General features: G+C 69.6%; 13 protein-coding genes. 11 read left to right on the forward strand and 2 right to left on the reverse strand.

Features of this window, described 5'->3' with window-relative positions; genetic code table 11:
* The first annotated feature begins 142 nt into the window (after positions 1-142).
* Positions 143-1,141 carry a LacI family DNA-binding transcriptional regulator gene (locus tag EL266_RS06260; protein ID WP_232012127.1) on the forward strand — a complete coding sequence of 333 codons (999 nt, stop codon included), beginning with the start codon at positions 143-145 and terminating at the stop codon, positions 1,139-1,141.
* Positions 1,142-1,143: 2 nt separating this feature from the next.
* Here the strand turns inward: EL266_RS06260 and EL266_RS06265 are convergent, their stop codons facing one another.
* On the reverse strand, positions 1,144-1,800 hold the full coding sequence (locus tag EL266_RS06265) for a class II aldolase/adducin family protein (protein ID WP_026426909.1): 657 nt from the start codon (positions 1,798-1,800) through the stop codon (positions 1,144-1,146).
* Positions 1,801-2,003: 203 nt separating this feature from the next.
* On the opposite strand from EL266_RS06265, the gene EL266_RS06270 reads away from it, so the two are divergent.
* From EL266_RS06270 to EL266_RS06315, 10 genes are all read left to right on the forward strand, one after another.
* Positions 2,004-3,791 carry an L-fucose isomerase gene (locus EL266_RS06270; protein ID WP_026426910.1) on the forward strand — a complete coding sequence of 596 codons (1,788 nt, stop codon included), beginning with the start codon at positions 2,004-2,006 and terminating at the stop codon, positions 3,789-3,791.
* A gap of 9 nt (positions 3,792-3,800) precedes the next feature.
* Positions 3,801-5,261 (forward strand): rhamnulokinase, encoded by a 1,461-nt coding sequence (locus EL266_RS06275; protein WP_026426911.1) that lies wholly within the window; start codon positions 3,801-3,803, stop codon positions 5,259-5,261.
* A gap of 69 nt (positions 5,262-5,330) precedes the next feature.
* A complete protein-coding gene (locus EL266_RS06280; protein ID WP_026426912.1) occupies positions 5,331-5,759 on the forward strand; it encodes an RbsD/FucU family protein in 429 nt (142 codons plus the stop codon).
* A 205-nt stretch (positions 5,760-5,964) separates the two neighbouring features.
* The gene (locus EL266_RS06285) at positions 5,965-7,221 is read left to right on the forward strand and encodes an ABC transporter substrate-binding protein (RefSeq protein WP_051281127.1); all 1,257 of its coding nucleotides are present in this window, start codon (positions 5,965-5,967) and stop codon (positions 7,219-7,221) included.
* A 77-nt stretch (positions 7,222-7,298) separates the two neighbouring features.
* Positions 7,299-8,129: a carbohydrate ABC transporter permease gene (locus EL266_RS06290; RefSeq protein ID WP_026426914.1), complete on the forward strand. Its 831-nt coding sequence runs from the start codon at positions 7,299-7,301 to the stop codon at positions 8,127-8,129.
* On the forward strand, positions 8,119-8,955 hold the full coding sequence (locus EL266_RS06295; RefSeq protein ID WP_026426915.1) for a carbohydrate ABC transporter permease: 837 nt from the start codon (positions 8,119-8,121) through the stop codon (positions 8,953-8,955). The genes EL266_RS06290 and EL266_RS06295 overlap by 11 nt, the downstream gene beginning before the upstream one ends.
* Before the next feature lies 1 nt (position 8,956).
* Positions 8,957-10,291: an alpha-L-fucosidase gene (locus EL266_RS06300; protein WP_026426916.1), complete on the forward strand. Its 1,335-nt coding sequence runs from the start codon at positions 8,957-8,959 to the stop codon at positions 10,289-10,291.
* A gap of 447 nt (positions 10,292-10,738) precedes the next feature.
* Positions 10,739-11,155 (forward strand): phosphorylase family protein, encoded by a 417-nt coding sequence (locus EL266_RS06305; RefSeq protein ID WP_232012149.1) that lies wholly within the window; start codon positions 10,739-10,741, stop codon positions 11,153-11,155.
* A 402-nt stretch (positions 11,156-11,557) separates the two neighbouring features.
* On the forward strand, positions 11,558-12,976 hold the full coding sequence (gene fumC / locus EL266_RS06310) for a class II fumarate hydratase (RefSeq protein WP_026426918.1): 1,419 nt from the start codon (positions 11,558-11,560) through the stop codon (positions 12,974-12,976).
* 165 nt (positions 12,977-13,141) lie between these two features.
* Positions 13,142-14,860: a hypothetical protein gene (locus tag EL266_RS06315; protein WP_026426919.1), complete on the forward strand. Its 1,719-nt coding sequence runs from the start codon at positions 13,142-13,144 to the stop codon at positions 14,858-14,860.
* A gap of 31 nt (positions 14,861-14,891) precedes the next feature.
* Here the strand turns inward: EL266_RS06315 and acs are convergent, their stop codons facing one another.
* Positions 14,892-16,826 (reverse strand): acetate--CoA ligase, encoded by a 1,935-nt coding sequence (acs, locus tag EL266_RS06320; protein ID WP_084500689.1) that lies wholly within the window; start codon positions 16,824-16,826, stop codon positions 14,892-14,894.
* Positions 16,827-16,828: the final 2 nt, after the last annotated feature.

Raw genomic sequence — 16,828 nt, forward strand, 5'->3', positions numbered from 1 at the left:
CTCGCCACTGCGTGTCGCCCGCGCCTGAGGCGCGCGGGCGTAAGCGGTGATTATCATTGTGCGAGGAACAAGGGGCTGGCGCCGTGCGGGATTCCCCCGGCCCAGGCCCCTGCGGCGGGATTCGTCAGGAAGCAGGGTGCGCATGCGCGCGGTGGTGATGAGCGACGTCGCTCGTGCGGCAGGAGTCTCCCAGCAGACGGTCTCACGCGTGCTGCACGACCATCCCTCCGTTCGCCCCGAGACCCGGGCGCGGGTCAATGCCGCGATCGAGCGCCTGGGGTACCAGCCCAATCTCGCGGCGCGCTCCTTGGCGGCGGGGCGCAGCGGCACCATCGGCGTCCTGCTCATGTCCCGCCTGAGCCACGGCACGGCCTCCACCTTCGCCGCCATTGCCGAATCCGCTCGCCAGGAGGGGTACCAGCTGGTGGTGACCTCCGCCCCGGATGACTCCCCGGGAGCCGTGCACTCGGCTCTCGACGAGCTCGCCGGCTACCGGGTGGAGGCCTCGATCATCCTGGCCCGGCGCATCACCGCCCTCGAGGAGCTCGACTCCAGGCCGACCCAGAGCCCCCGCATCCTCATGGCGGGGCAGGGCGGGATCGCCGGCGCCGCGACCGTGGCCATCGACCAGGCCGCCGGCGCCACTGCCGCCACCGAGCACCTGGTGCGCACCGGCAGGCGCCGCCTGGTCCATGTGGCCGGGGATCTGTCCAATGCCGACGCGGTTGCCCGCCGAGACGCCTTCGTGCGCACCTGCGCCGAGCAGGGAGTCCAGGCAGTGGTGGTCGATGCCGGCGGCTGGTCCGCCGAGGACGGCGCCCGCGCCGGCGCCGAGGCCCTGGGCGCCTCCCCTGACGGCGTCTTCGCCGCCAATGACGACCTGGCCCTGGGGGTCATGCGCGCCCTGCACGATGCCGGCTATCGCGTCCCCGATGACGTGGGGCTGGTGGGCTTCGACGACGTGCCCGCCAGCCGCATGCTCGTGCCGGCCCTGACCACGGTCGTTCAGGACTTCCATGCCCTGGGCCGTGCGGTCATGGCCCAGGTGGTCGCCGTGGCCAGCGGGCGGGAGCCCCAGGACGTGCTGCTGGACGCCAAGCTGGTGATCCGCGAATCGAGCAGGCCGGTCGATCCCCGCTGAGATCAGGCGCTGGGCGCCCGCTGCCCGTAGTCGGCGATCTTGGCGATGACCGCGGCGATCTCCTCATCCGGGAGGATCTTGGGCGGCCCGGCGCTGCGCACCCGCAGGTAGAGCTCGCAGACCCACTCCAGCTCCTGGGCCAGGGTGTAGGCGGCCTCGAGGTCCGGCCCGGCCACCACCGATCCGTGATTGCTCATGAGGGCGGCCGTGCGGCCCTCCAGGGCGCGCTCAACATTGCGGGCCAGCTCGGGCGTGCCGTAGGTGGCGTAGTCGGCCACACGGACATCGGGGCCGCCGAACATCGAGATGTAGTAGTGAACGGCCGGCAGGGCCGTGAGATCGGCCAGGCTGGCCACGGCCGTGGCCGCGGGGGAGTGGGTGTGGACCACCGCCTCCAGGCCGGTGCTGCGCAGAGCCGTCAGGTGCAGGTCCAGCTCGCTGGCGGGCTTGAGGGGGCCCTCGATCTGCTTGCCCGAGGCGTAGTCGACAACGGCCACCAGATCGGGGCGCAGGTCGGAGTAGGGCAGGCCGCTGGGGGTGATGGCCACCAGGTCGCCCTGGCGGATGGACAGGTTGCCCGCGGTGCCCACCACCAGGCCGTCATCGGTCAGGCGCTGACAGGCGGCGGTGATCTGCGTGCGGGCCTGGTCAAGGAGCATGGCGTGTCCTCTCATGGGTGGGGTGCCAGCGCGCGCCGATGCGCGTGAGCGGTGTCGACACTGTGGCATGGTAGCGCTCTCATGTCAACGCGTAGAGTGCATGGAACGTGCCTTGACGTCTATATGAACTCATGCCATCATCCATGTGTGCGCTCACATTCGTGAGGGCTGGTCACCGTCGCCCAGCAAGAAAGGCCATCGCCGTGTCACCACAGCTCTCCTCCTCATCCCTGCCCGCCATCGGCATCCGCCCGCTCATCGACGGGCGGCGCCACGGAGTCCGCGAGTCCCTGGAGGGCAAGACCAGGCAGTTGGCCGAGGACGTGGCCGAGCTGATCTCCTCGCGCCTGACCTACCCCGACGGCTCCCCGGTGCGGTGCGTCATCGCCCAGACCAGCATCGGCGGCGTCAGCGAGGCCGTGGCCGTCAAGGAGCAGTTCCGCACCGAGAACATCGGCGCCGAGCTGACGGTGACCGCCTCCTGGAACTACATCACCGAGGTCCTCGACCTCGACCCCTCCATCCCGCACGCCATCTGGGGCTTCAACGGCACCGAGCGCCCCGGCGCGGTGACCCTGGCGGCTGCGGCCGCCGCCTACAACATGATGGGCATCCCCTGCTTCGGCATCTACGGGCACGACGTCCAGGACGCCGACGACTCAGGACTGACCGACGACGTCGTCGAGCAGATCCTGCGCTACGCGCGCTGCGCCCTGGGGGTGGCCCTCATGAAGGGCCGCAGCTACCTGTCCATCGGCACGGTCTCCATGGGCATCGCCGGATGCCGGCCGCCCGAGCAGGTCCTGGCCGACTACCTGGGCATGCGCACCGAGTACATCGACATGATCGAGATCGACCGGCGCATCGAGCAGGGCATCTACGACCCCGTCGAGTACGAGACCGCCATCGCCTGGGCCCGCCAGAGCCTGCGCATCGGCGAGAACCACAACACTGAGGCCAACACCCGCACCCAGGAGGAGTACGACCGCCAGTTCGACTACTCCGTCAAGATGCTGCTCGTGGCCCGCGACCTCATGGAGGGCAACCCCCGCCTGGCCGAGCTCGGCCACATCGAGGAGGCCGGCGGCCACGACGCCATCGCCGCAGGCTTCCAGGGGCAGCGCCAGTGGACCGACTGCCGCCCCAACGCCGACATCATGGAGACCCTGCTCAACACGAGCTTCGACTGGAACGGCCCGCGCAAGGAGTCCGTCTTCGCCACCGAGGCCGACGCCTGCAACGCCCTGGCCATGCTCTTCAACTCCGTGCTCACCCACCGCCCCCAGCTCTTCAGCGATGTGCGCACCTACTGGAGCCCGCAGGCCGTCAAGCGGGTCACCGGGCACGAGCTCGACGGCGTGGCCGCCCAGGGCTTCATCGATCTGCGCAACTCCGGGGCCACCACCCTCAACGCCACCGGCCAGGAGCGCGACGAGCAGGGCCGGCCGGTGATCAAGCCCTGGTGGCAGATCACCCCCGAGGAGATCGCCGCGGACCTGGAGGCCACCACCTTCCACCCCGCCAACGCCGAGTACTTCCCCGGCGGGGGCTTCTCCACGCACTTCGTCACCGCCGGCGGCATGCCGGTGACCGCCTCTCGCCTCAACATCGTGGCGGGCCTGGGGCCAGTGCTCCAGATCTCCGAGGGCTGGACCATCGAGCTGCCCGATGAGGCCCGCGAGATCATCGAGTGCCGTACCGACCCGCTGTGGCCCACCACCTTCTTCGTCCCCCGCCTGACCGGCCAGGGCGCCCACGCCTCGGTCTACGAGTGGATGGCCCACTGGGGGGCCAACCACACGGCCACCGGGTACGGCCACTTCGGGGACGACCTCCTCACGCTGGCCTCCATGCTGCGCATCCCGGTCTATATGCACAACATCCCGCCGGAGCGGATCATGCGCCCCAAGGCCTGGATCCCCTTCGGCACCGCGGACCTGGAGAGCGCGGACTTCCGAGCCTGCGCGGCCTTCGGCCCGCTCTACCGGTAGGCGACGGGGATGGAGCGCACCGAGGCCGCCAGCGCCCTGGCCCTGGACCTGGGCTCCAGCTCCGCGCGGGCCATCCTGGGCTCCCTGCGCGACGGCGTGCTGGTCACCCAGGAGGTCCATCGCCTGACCCATCGGGCCCAGATGCGCCAGGGCTCCCTGTGCTGGGACATCGAGGCCCTGAACTCGGCCGTGGCCGATGGTCTGGATGCCGCCCGCCAGGCCCTGGGGACCCATCCCGCCAGCATCGGCATCGACACCTGGGGGGTCGACTACGGCCTGCTGGACCACGACGGCGCGCTGCTGCGCCCGCCGCGCGCCTACCGCGACGCCCGCATGGCGCGCCACAGTGCCGCCCTGGAGGGGCGCATCGATCGGGCCGGCGCCTGGCAGGCCACGGGAGTGCTCCCCATGGAGATCAACACCTCCTACCAGGTCTTCGCCGATCTCCAGGAGGAGCCCGGGCTGGCCCAGCGCGTCGGGGCGCTCCTGCCCCTGCCCGATCTGCTGGCCCACGAGCTGGGCGCCCCGGTGGGCGTGGGCCGGGCCATCGCCAGCACCACCGGCCTGGCCGCCCCCGGGGCGAGGCAGTGGTCCCCGGTCATGGCCCAGGCCATCGACCTGCCCGAGTCCTGGCTGGCGCCCCTGGTCGACGACGCCGTCGTTAGCGGGAGCATCGCGGGCACGGGCACCGCCATCGTGCGCCCCGGCGGGCACGACACGGCCTGCGCGGTGCACAGCCTGGGGCTGGCCCCCCACCAGACCGCCCTGTTCATCTCCTGCGGCTCGTGGAGCCTCATCGGGGCCACCGTGCCCGAGCCGATCGTGGAGCCCGGAGTCCTGGAGGCCGGGCTGAGCAACGAGGTCCGCACCGATGGCGGGGTGCGCCTCCTGCGCAACCTCACCGGACTGTGGCTCCTCCAGGAGTGCCAGAGGGCCTGGGGGGAGGATGACGTCGCCGGGCTGGTCGAGGCCGCCGGGCGGGCCAGGTCCCTGGGCGTCGTCGTCGACCCCGATGATCCCGCCTTCATGGCGCCGGGGGACATGCCCGCCGCGCTTGGCGAATGGTGCCAGGAGCACTACGGGATCGAGCCGAGTGGCCGCGCCCAGATGGTCCGCCTCATCCTGGAGTCCCTGGCCTGTGCCCACGCCGAGCACGCCGAGCGGCTGGCCGGGCTGGTCGGATCCGCCCTGGCCCCCGGCGCTCCTATCCATCTTGTCGGTGGGGGAGCGCGCAACCGCCTGCTCGCCCAGATGACGGCCACCGCCTGCCAGCGGCCCGTCGTCATCGGTGCGGTCGAGGCCAGCGCCATGGGCAACCTGCTGGCGCAGTTCGAGGCCACCGGGGCCGCCCGGCCCCAGGACCGCGACGCCATCGTGCGCCAGTCCTGCCAGCGCGCCGTGCTGGAGCCCGAGGACCCCTCCGCCTTCACCGATATGCGAGAGCGGCTGGCGCGGGCCCGGATCCGCTAGGCACGATCATCATCCCGCCGCGCCCCCGCGGTGAGCGCATACTGACCGATCCCCCCGACAAGGAGACCCATGCTGCGACATATCCCCGCCAATCTCAGCCCCGAGCTGGTCCGGATCCTTATGGAGATGGGCCACGGCGATGAGATCCTCCTGGCCGACGCCAACTTCCCCGGCCACAGCCTCCATCCGCGCACGGTGCGCGCCGACGGGCTCATGATCCCCGACCTGCTGCGGTCGATCCTCACCCTCATGCCGCTGGACCGCTACAGCGACTACCAGGTCGCCCTCATGGAGACCGTGGGCGACGATCCGCGACCCGAGGTCTGGGACGTCTACGAGCGGATCTGGAACGAGGCCGAGTCCGCGGCCGGCCCAGTGGCCGTGCGCCGGATCGAGCGCATGGCCTTCTACGAGCACACCCCCAGCCTCTACGCCGTCGTCCTGACCGGGGAGACGGCGCTGTACGGCAACCTCATCCTCAAGAAGGGAGTCCTGTGAACCGGTCATGAGCCCCGACGCCCTGAAAAGGCAGGGGTCGCAGGGCCTCGCGCGGAGCGTGTATTTCCTCCGTTGCTCCACGAATCATCATTGACTACCATGTGAGCGCCAACAATGCCTCCGCACACTGTGGTCGTGCCATCACCGGATGGCGAAGTGCGGATGAAGTTCAACGCGCCTCACTCAAGGAAGAGAGAAGCTCATTATGGACGCCTTCATTTCCCGTCGCTCCCTCATGATCTCGGCCTCCGCCCTGGCAGTTCTGGGCGCCGGAGCCTCGCTGAGCGCCTGCTCATCGGGCTCCACGAGCTCCAACGCCAAGGCTCCCAACCAGATGTTCGCCTGGGTCTCCAGCGAGTCGGACCGCGCCCAGTGGCAGGCCTTCGTCGACGCGGTCAAGAAGAGCCACCCGGACTTCACGCTGGAGTTCTCCGGCCCGTCCTACAACGACTACTACGCCAAGGCCAAGACCCGGATGACCGAGAAGGACGCCCCGGGGATCCTCACCACCCAGGCGGCGCGCACCAAGGAGCTGGTCTCGGTCATGGAGCCCCTGGACGACCTCATCGCCAAGCACGGGGTCGATGTCTCCATCTACAACCCGGCGATGATCGAGGGCATGACCGTGGACGGGAAGATCTACGCCCTGCCCTACGACGCCGAGCCCGACGTCATGTTCTACAACCGGCGCCTGTTCACCGAGGCGGGCCTGAGCCTTCCCCCCACCTCCTACACCTACGAGCAGTTCCTGTCCGACATGAAGACGCTGACCACGGGCGGCAAGTACGGGATCGCCATCAAGCCCGGGTTCCTCGACAACGCTCCGGGCACCTTCGCCTACGCCGACGGCGCCACGGTGCTCGACGATGCGGGCAAGCCGGCCCTGACCAGCAAGGTCTTCGTGTCCTCGGTGCAGAAGGCCTTCGATCTGGCGGCCAAGCACAGCGTGGCCAAGGCCCCCTCGGCCTCCGACGGCGACGAGGTCGCCCAGGGCGCCTTCACCTCCGGCGAGGCGGCCTCCATCATCGACGGGCCCTGGATGTACTCCACCTTCGCCGAGCAGCTCGGCGAGGACCTGGGCGTGTGCGTCGTGCCCAGCGACTCGGGCAAGGCGGTGGGGCTCATCCAGGGGTCGGGCTTCGGTGTCGCCAAGAACTGCCCGGACAAGGACGCCGCCTTCGCCAACATCCTCAAGCTCGTCGACCCCACCGTGGTGGGCGAGGTGGCCCGCACCCGCGGCACGGTCCCCTCGGTGGAGTCCCAGATCGATGGATGGGCCGAGGGCAAGCACGCTGAGAGCGTGGAGGCCATCACCTTCCTGCTGGAGAACGGAACGCCTCTGATCACCCCCGAGAACTGGAACCAGATCACCACCTCCTTCAGCCAGTACTGCCCCGAGGGCTTCCGCGGCAGCCGCACCGCCGCCGACATCCTCAAGGACCTGCAGGAAGCGGCGGGCTGATGAGCGCGGCAACCGGGGCTCCAGCGCCCCGTCGCAGGCATGAGGGTCTGCGCACCCTGTGCTACCTGGCGCCGGGCATGAGCGGGTTCGCCCTGTTCATCGCCCTGCCGCTGGCCGCCTCGCTGGTCATCTCCTTCTATTCCTGGTCGCTGGCCGGCGAGCCCACGGCGGTGGGGCTGGAGAACTACCTGCGCATGTTCTCGGGAAGGGATCCCGCCTTCTACACGGTGCTGCGCAACACGGTGGTCTTCGCCCTGCTCTACACCGCCGCCAACCTCGTCATCTCCACGGGACTGGCCTACTGGCTCCAGCATCTGCGCGAGGGGTGGTCGCGGGTGCTGCGGGTGGTCTTCTTCATCCCCGTGGTCACGCCCATGGCCGGTAATGCGCTCATCTGGCGCCTGCTGCTCAACGACGACGGCGTGGTCAACGCCTTCCTGGGCAAGCTCGGGGTGGAGGGACTGCCCTGGCTCAACGACCCGACCCTGGCCATGATCTCACTGGTGATCATGAGCCTGTGGCAGGGGCTGGGCTACAACATCGTGGTCCTGACCGCGGGGCTCAACGGGATCAGCCCCTCGGTCCTGGAGGCCGGGGAGATCGACGGCGCCGTCGGCTGGCGCAAGTTCTTCCTCATCGTCTTCCCCATCCTGTCCCCGACCTTCTTCTTCTGCACGGTGATGACGGTCATCGGTGCCTTCAAGGTCTTCGCCCAGCCCTTCTTCCTGACCAAGGGAGGGCCGGGGGAGTCCACCAACACCATTGTGCTGTCGCTGTACCGCAATGGATTCGCCTTCGACAAGCTCGGCTACGCCTCCGCGCTGGCCTGGGTGCTCTTCGTCATCGTCATGCTGCTGACGGCTCTGCAGTTCAGTCAGCAGAGGAAGTGGGTGAACTATGACTCCTAGAAACGGCCGGGGAGCGGGATCCCTTGTCTCCCATGCGCTGCTGGCGCTCATCGCCGCAGCCTTCCTCTTCCCCTTCGTGTGGATGGTCGTCACCTCGCTCAAGCCCACCTCGGAGGTGTTCTCCTCGGGGGCCTCGCTGACGGGCTCGCGCCTGGCATGGGACAACTACTCCGAGGCGGTTGAGCAGATCCCCCTGGGGAGGATCATCCTCAACTCCATCGTCGTGGCCTCCCTGGGCGCACTGCTGACCATGCTGGTCTCCCTGCTGAGCGCCTACGCCTTCGCCCGGCTGCGCTTCCGCTTCCGGGACCATCTCTTCCTGCTCTTCTTGGGGACCCTGGTCCTGCCCCAGGAGGTCCTGGTCATCCCCCTGTACATCGGCTTCCAGTCCATGGGCCTGGTCAACAGCTACGCCGCCCTCATCCTGCCCTTCGCCTTCGGGGCATTCGGGGCCTTCCTCCTGCGGCAGTTCATCTTGAGCCTGCCCTTGGAGTTCGAGGAGGCGGCGCGCATCGACGGCGCAGGGGATCTGCGGATCCTGTGGAGCATTCTCATCCCGCTGCTGCGGGCGCCGATCCTGGTGGTGGGCGTGTTCTCCTTCATCGACTACTGGTCGAGCTTCCTGTGGCCGCTGATCGTCATCAACGACGCCGACCTGGCCACCATCTCGCTGGGCCTGCAGATGTTCTCCGGCGAGCGGGGGACGGACTGGGGGCCGATGATGGCGGCGGTGTCCATCTCGGTCATCCCCTCCTTCCTCATCGTCGCCTTCCTCCAGCGCCAGTTGGAGAAGGGCGTGACCCTGGGCGCATTCGGAGGTCGATGACATGGCTGGAACGAGCACATCGCCTCATGACCAGGCCCTGGAGACACATGCTCCCGCCTGGCTCGACCGGGCCGTGCTGGGGATCTTCATCCACTGGGGCGCCTACTCGGTGCCGGCCTGGGCCGAGCCTCATGGAGAGCTGGGCACCGAGCCGGACGAGACGCAGTGGTTCACCCACAACGCCTATGCCGAGTGGTACTTCAACACGATCCGCATCCAGGGCAGCCCGGCCCAGGCCCACCACCGGGCCACCTATGGGACGCTGCCCTACGACGCCTTCCTGGACATGTGGCGCGCCGAGCACTTCGACCCTGACGACTGGGCGGGCCTTTTCAGCCGGGCGGGCGCTGATCTGGTCATCCCCACCACCAAGCACCATGACGGCATCGCGCTGTGGGATGCTCCGGGGACCTTCGGGCGCAACACCGTCGAGCGGGGGCCCCGCCGCGACCTGGTCGGCGATATCGCCCGGGCGGTGCGCCGTCGGGGCCTGCACTTCGGCGTCTACTACTCCGGGGGCCTGGACTGGCACTACCGGCCCTTCCCTCCCGTGCTCTGCCAGGAGGATCTGGATCGATTCGCCCGCACGGTCGATCCGGAGTACGCCCGGTACATCTACGTCCATTGCATGGACCTGTTTGAGCGCTATCACCCGGAGGTGTTCTGGAACGATATCGACTGGCCTGATTGCGCCAAGAGTTTCGAGGAGAACAGCCTGGGAATGCTGCTGCGCAACTACTACAGCCTGTGTCCCCAGGGAGCGGTCAATGACCGCTTCGGCGGGTTCCACTGCGATTACGAGACCAGCGAGTACCAGGCGATGCAGGAGTCTGAGGGCGCCGAGCGATGGGAGAACTGCCGCGGCATCGGGCTGTCCTTCGGGTACAACCGCCAGGAGACCGGGGAGCAGTACCTCAGCGGTGCCGGGCTCGCGGCTCACCTGGCCGATGTGGTCGCGCGTGGCGGTCGCCTGCTGCTCAACGTGGGCCCCCGCGCCGATGGCACCATCCCCGAGCCTCAGCGAGACAGCCTGGAGGGGCTGGGGCAGTGGATGAGCGTGGCCAAGGCCGAGCTCGTCGGTGCCACCCAGGAGCTGCGGGACCGAGCCTGCTCCATCGAGGGCGCCCGCCTGATCTCCCACGAGGACCACGCCGTCCTGCTGGGTCTGGAAGCGGTGGATGCGGCCCTGGACGACTTGCCGGAGGCCTTCGACTGGCGGCGGGCTCGCGCGCTTGACTCCCTCGACGCCGTCGGGCTCTCGGTGGGCGAGGGCCGGCTGCGCTCTGCACCTGGGCGCCTGGGGCCCGCCGTCATCGTGGCGCCGCGCCGAAGGTAAGCGGAGCGGCGCCCGGGGTGGGACTCGCGTGGGCAGGGACGGGATGGTGGGACCCGCCCCTGCCCACGCGTGCGCCGCACCGTCGGGCCCGGCTGGCCGACATCATCGAGGTAGGTCATGTGGTCGGCCACCCCCACCCACAGCGCCCAGGCCGGCAGCATCCAGCAGGTCATCCGCAGCACGACGGCGGCCGCCCGGGCTCCGCCGCCGCCATCGCGCCACCATGTCCCGGCCCTCCACCACGCATGGCAGGCCAGTCCCAGGCAAGCCGCCACCAGGGCGGTGATCACCGCGTGGCCCGCATAGGTCACGGCAGCAAGATCGAACTCGGTCGACGTCGGCCAGATCCCGAAAGCCGGCATATCCATGCACGCCAGGCGCGAGGTCGGATCGTCCTCCAGGCACATCGCCATCTTCATGAGCGAGGTCAAGGATCTGTTCTCGACCATGAGAACGGACACGCGCCTCGCGGTCTCCTCCACCGCGAGGAAGGCCGCCCCGAGGCCAGCCCCAGCAGCAGCCAATCGCAGACGGTTAAGCGCCGCACCCATCTCTACGAGGGGCGCGGCCCAGCGTGAGGGCGTGTACGCGGCCCTGCGCGGCCCCGAGTACCAGACGATGGCGGAGGCGCGCCTGCTCGCCGGCCTGGGCGCTGACTGCGTGGGCATGTCCACCGTCCTGGAGGCCATCGCCCTGCATCAGCTCGGTGTGGCGGTGTCCGGCCTGAGCGTCGTGTCCGACCTGTCCTTGGCCTCGGAGCCGACCGATCCGCAGGAGGTCCTGCGCCTGGCGGCCGGTGCTCGCCCCACCCTGGTCCGCTCCATCGAGGCGGTCCTGGAGGAGATCGGCCCCGCGGGGCATTAAAGGGCGCTGGCAGTCACTGAGCGGCGGGCGCCGTCGGGCAGTGGGGCAGAGGAGCGGCGGGCGGAGTCGGACGTGCTTCTGCGTACCGGACGAGGGTATGCGTCATCCGACTGAGGTCCGCACACGGCCAATTGACGCAAACGCTCGTCCTCGACGCAAATGCTCGTGTTCGAGCGGGCAGGCACCGTCGGGCCCGGCTGGTCGACGTCGTCGAGTACCAGCGCCAGTCCGCCCAGGAGCGCAGCGGCGCCTTGGACGCCATGACTCGCGAGGCGGTCGCGGCCGGCCGACACCACCGCAACGGACTACACAGCCGCCCTGCGACGGCGCCGCCGCGTGACATCCCCATGTTAGGACGCCGGTCCTCGGGGGCCTGCGGGCCCGCCGCGGTAGCCTGGCGCCATGGCATCTGAGACCAGCACGAGGACACGCACCGAGACCGACTCCATGGGCGCCGTCGAGGTCGCCTCCGACCGCTACTGGGGGGCGCAGACCCAGCGCTCCCTGACCAACTTCGACATCGGCCGCGAGACCTTCGTGTGGGGCCGGCCCATGATCAAGGCCCTGGGCGTGCTCAAGAAGTCCGCGGCCCTGGCCAACGCCGAGCTCGGCGAGCTGCCCCAGGACATCGCCGACCTCATCGCCGCCGCCGGCGATGAGGTCATCTCCGGCGCTCTCGACTCCCACTTCCCGCTCGTGGTCTTCCAGACCGGCTCGGGCACCCAGTCCAACATGAACTCCAACGAGGTCATCTCCAACCGCGCCATCGAGCTGGCCGGCGGGCAGATGGGCTCCAAGGCCCCCGTCCACCCCAACGACCACGTCAACCGGGGCCAGTCCTCCAATGACACCTTCCCCACGGCCATGCACATCGCCGTGGTCGACGAGCTGGCGGCCATGTACCCGCGCATCAACCAGCTGCGCGAGACCCTGGACAAGAAGGCCCAGGAGTACAAGGACGTCGTCATGGTGGGCCGCACCCACCTCCAGGACGCCACTCCCATCACCCTGGGCCAGGTCTTCTCCGGCTGGGTGGCCCAGATCGACTTCGCCATCGACGGCATCCGCTACGCCGACTCCCGCGCCCGCGAGCTGGCCATCGGCGGGACCGCTGTGGGCACCGGACTCAACGCCCACCCCGACTTCGGGGCGCTGACCGCCAAGAAGATCAGCCAGGAGATCGGCATCGAGTTCACCCAGGCGGACAACCTCTTCGCCGCCCTGGGCGCCCACGACGCCCTGGTCCTGGTCTCCGGCGCGCTTCGAGTCCTGGCCGACGCCCTGATGAAGATCGCCAATGACGTGCGCTGGTACGCCTCGGGGCCCCGCAACGGGATCGGTGAGCTCATCATCCCGGAGAACGAGCCCGGCTCCTCGATCATGCCCGGCAAGGTCAACCCCACCCAGTGCGAGGCCATGACCATGGTGGCCACCAAGGTCTTCGGCAACGACGCCACGGTCGGCTTCGCCGGGAGCCAGGGCAACTTCCAGCTCAACGTCTTCAAGCCCGTCATGGCCTGGTGCGTCCTGGAGTCCATCCAACTGCTCGGGGATGCCTGCGTGTCCTTCGACACCAACTGCGCCTACGGCATCGAGCCCAATGCCGAGCGCATCGCCGCCAACCTGGAGACCAACCTCATGCAGGTCACCGCGCTCAACCGCCACATCGGCTATGACAAGGCCTCCAAGATCGCCAAGAACGCGCACCACAAGGGCCTGTCCCTGCGCGAGTCCGCGCTGGAGCTCGGCTTCGTCACCGCCGAGGAGTTCGACGCCTGGGTCGTGCCCATGGACATGACCCACCCCAGCGCCGCCCAGTGACGCCGGCGGGCCCGCCACAGCGCGGGCCCGCGCCCGATGATGCCGGTGCCGCCGCCCCGCCCGGGGCCGGCGGCACCGGCATCGCCTCATGCGGCCGTCGCAGTGGTGCATGCGGCCCCGGGTGTAGTAAGACAGGACGGCCAGCATCGACAGAACGGACCCGCCATGCACATCACGCGCCGCAGCGCCCTGAGCGCTGCCTCAGCCCTGGCCGCGGGCGCAGGGCTCGGCGCCTGCTCCTGGCGGGGACCGCTGGGAGCCTCCTCCGGCAGCTCGGCGGCCCAGGCGGCGCCCACCACGGCTCCCGAGCTGGCGGTCAACCAGGCCGCCTGGTCCTACGACTCGGCCACCAATGTCTACTACCAGCTCGGCCTGCGCTATGCGGCCACCCCCCAGGCCCCGGAGCTGCAGACCCTGGCGATCTTCGTGCCCGGCGCCTATATGAGCGCCACCGACAACGGCGACGGCACCTACACCGCCTCGGTCAACTCCCCGGGAGCCCTGGGGGGCTTCACCGCCGAGAACGCCCCGACCATCCTGCCCATCGACACCCCCGACCACGCCTCCCAGGCCCCGATGACGGAGTTCTCCTATGACGCCGTCCGGGCCTATGTCGAGGCGGGCCTCATCTACGTCCACGTGGGCACGCGCGGCATTGACACCCACGCCGAGGCCTACACCGGCAACGCCCCCTGGGCGGCGGCGGACCTGAAGGCCGCGGTGCGCTACCTGCGCTACAACGCCGCCCTCCTGCCCGGGGATGCCCAGAAGATCTTCGTCTTCGGCCAGGGCGCCGGTGGCGGGCTCGGCGCCGTCCTGGGCGCCTCGGGGGACTGCCGGCTCTACGCCCCCTACCTGGCGGCCCTGGGAGCGGCCACCACGGACACCACGGGTCATGCCCTGTCCGATGCGGTGGCCGGGGTCATGTGCTGGTGCCCCATCGTCTCGCTGGACTCGGCCAACGGGGCCTACGAGTGGAACATGGGCCAGTTCACCGCTGAGGGCAGCCGTGCGGAGGGAACCTGGACCAGGCGCTACTCCCAGGACCTGGCACGGGCCTACGCCGCGCACCTCAACTCCCTGCGCCTGGTCGACTCCACCGGCCTGCCCCTGACCCTGGAGCCCTCCCAGGAGGGCATCGACCTGGCCGGCTCCTACTACGACTACCTCGTGCGCCTCATCGAGTCCTGCCTCAACGACTTCCTCCAGGCCACCGCCTTCCCCTACACCTCGTCCCCGGGCACCCCGGAGGAGATCACCTACCCCACCATCGAGGACTACATCGCCTCATTGAACGCCCAGGGCCAGTGGGTGACCTACGACGCCGCGGCCGGCACCGCCTCCGTCAACGGCCTGGCGGGCTTCATCGCCTCCCAGAAGCCGGCCCTCAAGGATGTGGGGGCCTTCGACGGGACCGACCGCGGCCAGCCCGAGAACCTCCTCATGGGCTCAGGCGACACCCCACGGCACTTCTCGGCCATGAGCCGGCGGATCATGGCCCTGGGCCAGGCCGACTACCGCTCCCTGGAGGGGTGGAGCGCCGAGGCCGGCGCCAGCGGATACGAGAAGGACATCGTCACGACCGACGCCCAGGGCACGAGCATGACCGAGCGGGTGGCCATGTACGACCCCCTGCACTTCCTGCTGACCTCCTCCCCGGGGCGCGGCACATCCACGATCGCCCCGGCATGGCGCATCCGCTCGGGCATCATGCAGCGCGAGGCCCCCCTGACCATGGAGGCGAACCTGGCCCTGGCCCTGGCCCAGGCCGGGGTCTCCAGCCTTGACTTCGCCCCGGTGTGGGGCCAGGGCCACGCCATGGCCGAGCTGGGGGGCAATCCCGCGGAGAGCCTGATCGCCTGGGTCAGGAAGGTCGCGGCCTGAGGCGGCCCGCCTGACCCAGGCACTGATGGGGTCAGGCGTCGTCGAGCGTGCTCAGGTCCCCCTCGTCCTGGCCCAGGGCCCGTGCGCGCAGCACCCGGCGCACGATCTTGCCCGAGCGGGTCTTGGGCAGGGCCTCGGGGAACTCGAAGGAGTCCGGCTTGGCGATGGGGGACAGGGTGGCCGCGATATGCCGGCGCAGCCCGTCCTCCAGGTGCCGGTCGGGCTCCACCCCCGGGGCCAGGACCACGGCGCAGTGGACGGCATTGCCCTTGACCGCGTGAGGCAGCCCGATCGCGGCGGCCTCGACGACGTCGGGGTGCGTCAGCAGGGCCGACTCGATCTCCGCGGTGCCCAGGCGGTGGCCGGAGACCTTGATGACGTCGTCGGTGCGCCCGATGATCCAGAACCACCCGTCGGCGTCCCGCTTGGCCGAGTCCCCGGTCAGGTACAGGCCCGGGTAGGTGGACCAGTAGGTGTTGACATAGCGCTCGTCCTGCCCGTAGATGGTGCGCAGCATGGCCGGCCAGGGATGCTTGAGCACCAGGAAGCCCTCCGTGCCGTCCTCCACCTCGACGCCGTTCTCGTCGACCACGGCGGCCTCCTGGCCGAACACGGGCCGGCCCGCCGCCCCGGGCTTGCCGGGCATGGTCGGCACCGTGGTGATCTGGAACATGCCGGTCTCGGTCTGCCACCAGGTGTCGATGATGGGACAGCGGTCCTGGCCCACCACGTGGTGGAACCACCGCCAGGCCTCGGGGTTGAGGGGCTCGCCCACGCTTCCCAGCAGTCGCAGGCTGGACAGGTCGTGGCGGCGCACCCAGGCCTCCCCGAATCGCATGAGGGTGCGGATCGCCGTGGGGGCCGTGTAGAAGCTCGTGATCCCGTAGCGCTCAACCATCTCCCACCACCGGTCGGGGTAGGGGTAGGTGGGCGAGCCCTCGTACATGAAGACCGTGGCCCCGTTGAGCAGCGGGCCGTAGACCAGGTAGGAGTGGCCGGTGATCCAGCCGGGGTCGGCGGTGCACCACCAGCGGTCCTCATCGTGGATGTCGAAGGAGTCGCGCAGCGTGGCATAGGTGCCCACCATGTAGCCGCCGTGCGTGTGCATGATGGCCTTGGGCGCGCCCGTCGAGCCGGAGGTGTAGAGGATGAACAGGGGGTCCTCGGCGTCGACCTGCTCAGTGGCGCAGCGCCCCTTGGCGATCGGCAGCTGGCACATCTCGTGGTACCAGTGGTGGCGGGTGGGGTCCATCTCCACCGTGGTGCCGGTGTTGCGCACGACGATGACGCTGCGCACGGTGGGGGAGAAGCGCACGGCCTCATCCACCAGGTCCTTGAGCGGGAAGACCTTGCCGTTGACCCAGGAGCCGTCGGCGGTGATGACCACCCGGGACTGCGAGTCATCGATGCGCGCGGCCAGCGCGTCGCTGGAGTAGCCGGCGAAGACCACCGAGTGGATGGCGCCGATCTTGGCGCAGGCCAGCATGGCGAAGAAGACCTCGGGGATCCGGGGCAGGTAGATGGTCACCACGTCCCCCTTCTCCACGCCCATGGCGCGCAGGATGTTGGCCATCGTGTCCACCTCGCGGGCCAGGGAGAAGTAGGAGTAGGTGCGCACCTGCTCGGTGTCCTCGCCCACCCAGATCAGGGCCAGCTTGTTCTTGCGGGCCGTGAGCAGGTGGCGGTCCACCGCATTGGTCACGATGTTGGTCCTGGCGCCCGTGAACCAGCGGAAGAAGGGGGCCCGGCTGTCATCCAGGACGGTGTCCCAGGTCTGCGACCACTCCAGCTCCTGGGCTCGTGAGGCCCAGTAGGCCTGGGGGTCGGCCAGGGCCCGCTCCTCCTGGGCGCGCCAGTCCTGCACCCAGGCGTTCTGAATGGCCTCGGGTGCGGGCTCGACGGCGTCCTGGGGGCTGGGGCGCGGGACGGCGGGCCCGGCGCCGGGCAGAGAGATGTCCTGGTTCATGG

It is taken from the genome of Actinomyces slackii (genome assembly GCF_900637295.1).
GTDB classification, from domain to species: domain Bacteria; phylum Actinomycetota; class Actinomycetes; order Actinomycetales; family Actinomycetaceae; genus Actinomyces; species Actinomyces slackii.

Coding starts and splice junctions, on each gene's coding strand:
- EL266_RS06260 (WP_232012127.1), top strand. CDS start 143: ATGCGCGCGGTGGTGATGAGCGACGTCGCTCGTGCGGCAGGAGTCTCC.
- EL266_RS06265 (WP_026426909.1), bottom strand. CDS start 1,800: ATGCTCCTTGACCAGGCCCGCACGCAGATCACCGCCGCCTGTCAGCGC.
- EL266_RS06275 (WP_026426911.1), top strand. CDS start 3,801: ATGGAGCGCACCGAGGCCGCCAGCGCCCTGGCCCTGGACCTGGGCTCC.
- EL266_RS06280 (WP_026426912.1), top strand. CDS start 5,331: ATGCTGCGACATATCCCCGCCAATCTCAGCCCCGAGCTGGTCCGGATC.
- EL266_RS06285 (WP_051281127.1), top strand. CDS start 5,965: ATGGACGCCTTCATTTCCCGTCGCTCCCTCATGATCTCGGCCTCCGCC.
- EL266_RS06290 (WP_026426914.1), top strand. CDS start 7,299: ATGAGCGGGTTCGCCCTGTTCATCGCCCTGCCGCTGGCCGCCTCGCTG.
- EL266_RS06295 (WP_026426915.1), top strand. CDS start 8,119: ATGACTCCTAGAAACGGCCGGGGAGCGGGATCCCTTGTCTCCCATGCG.
- EL266_RS06300 (WP_026426916.1), top strand. CDS start 8,957: ATGGCTGGAACGAGCACATCGCCTCATGACCAGGCCCTGGAGACACAT.
- EL266_RS06305 (WP_232012149.1), top strand. CDS start 10,739: ATGAGAACGGACACGCGCCTCGCGGTCTCCTCCACCGCGAGGAAGGCC.
- fumC (WP_026426918.1), top strand. CDS start 11,558: ATGGCATCTGAGACCAGCACGAGGACACGCACCGAGACCGACTCCATG.
- EL266_RS06315 (WP_026426919.1), top strand. CDS start 13,142: ATGCACATCACGCGCCGCAGCGCCCTGAGCGCTGCCTCAGCCCTGGCC.
- acs (WP_084500689.1), bottom strand. CDS start 16,826: ATGAACCAGGACATCTCTCTGCCCGGCGCCGGGCCCGCCGTCCCGCGC.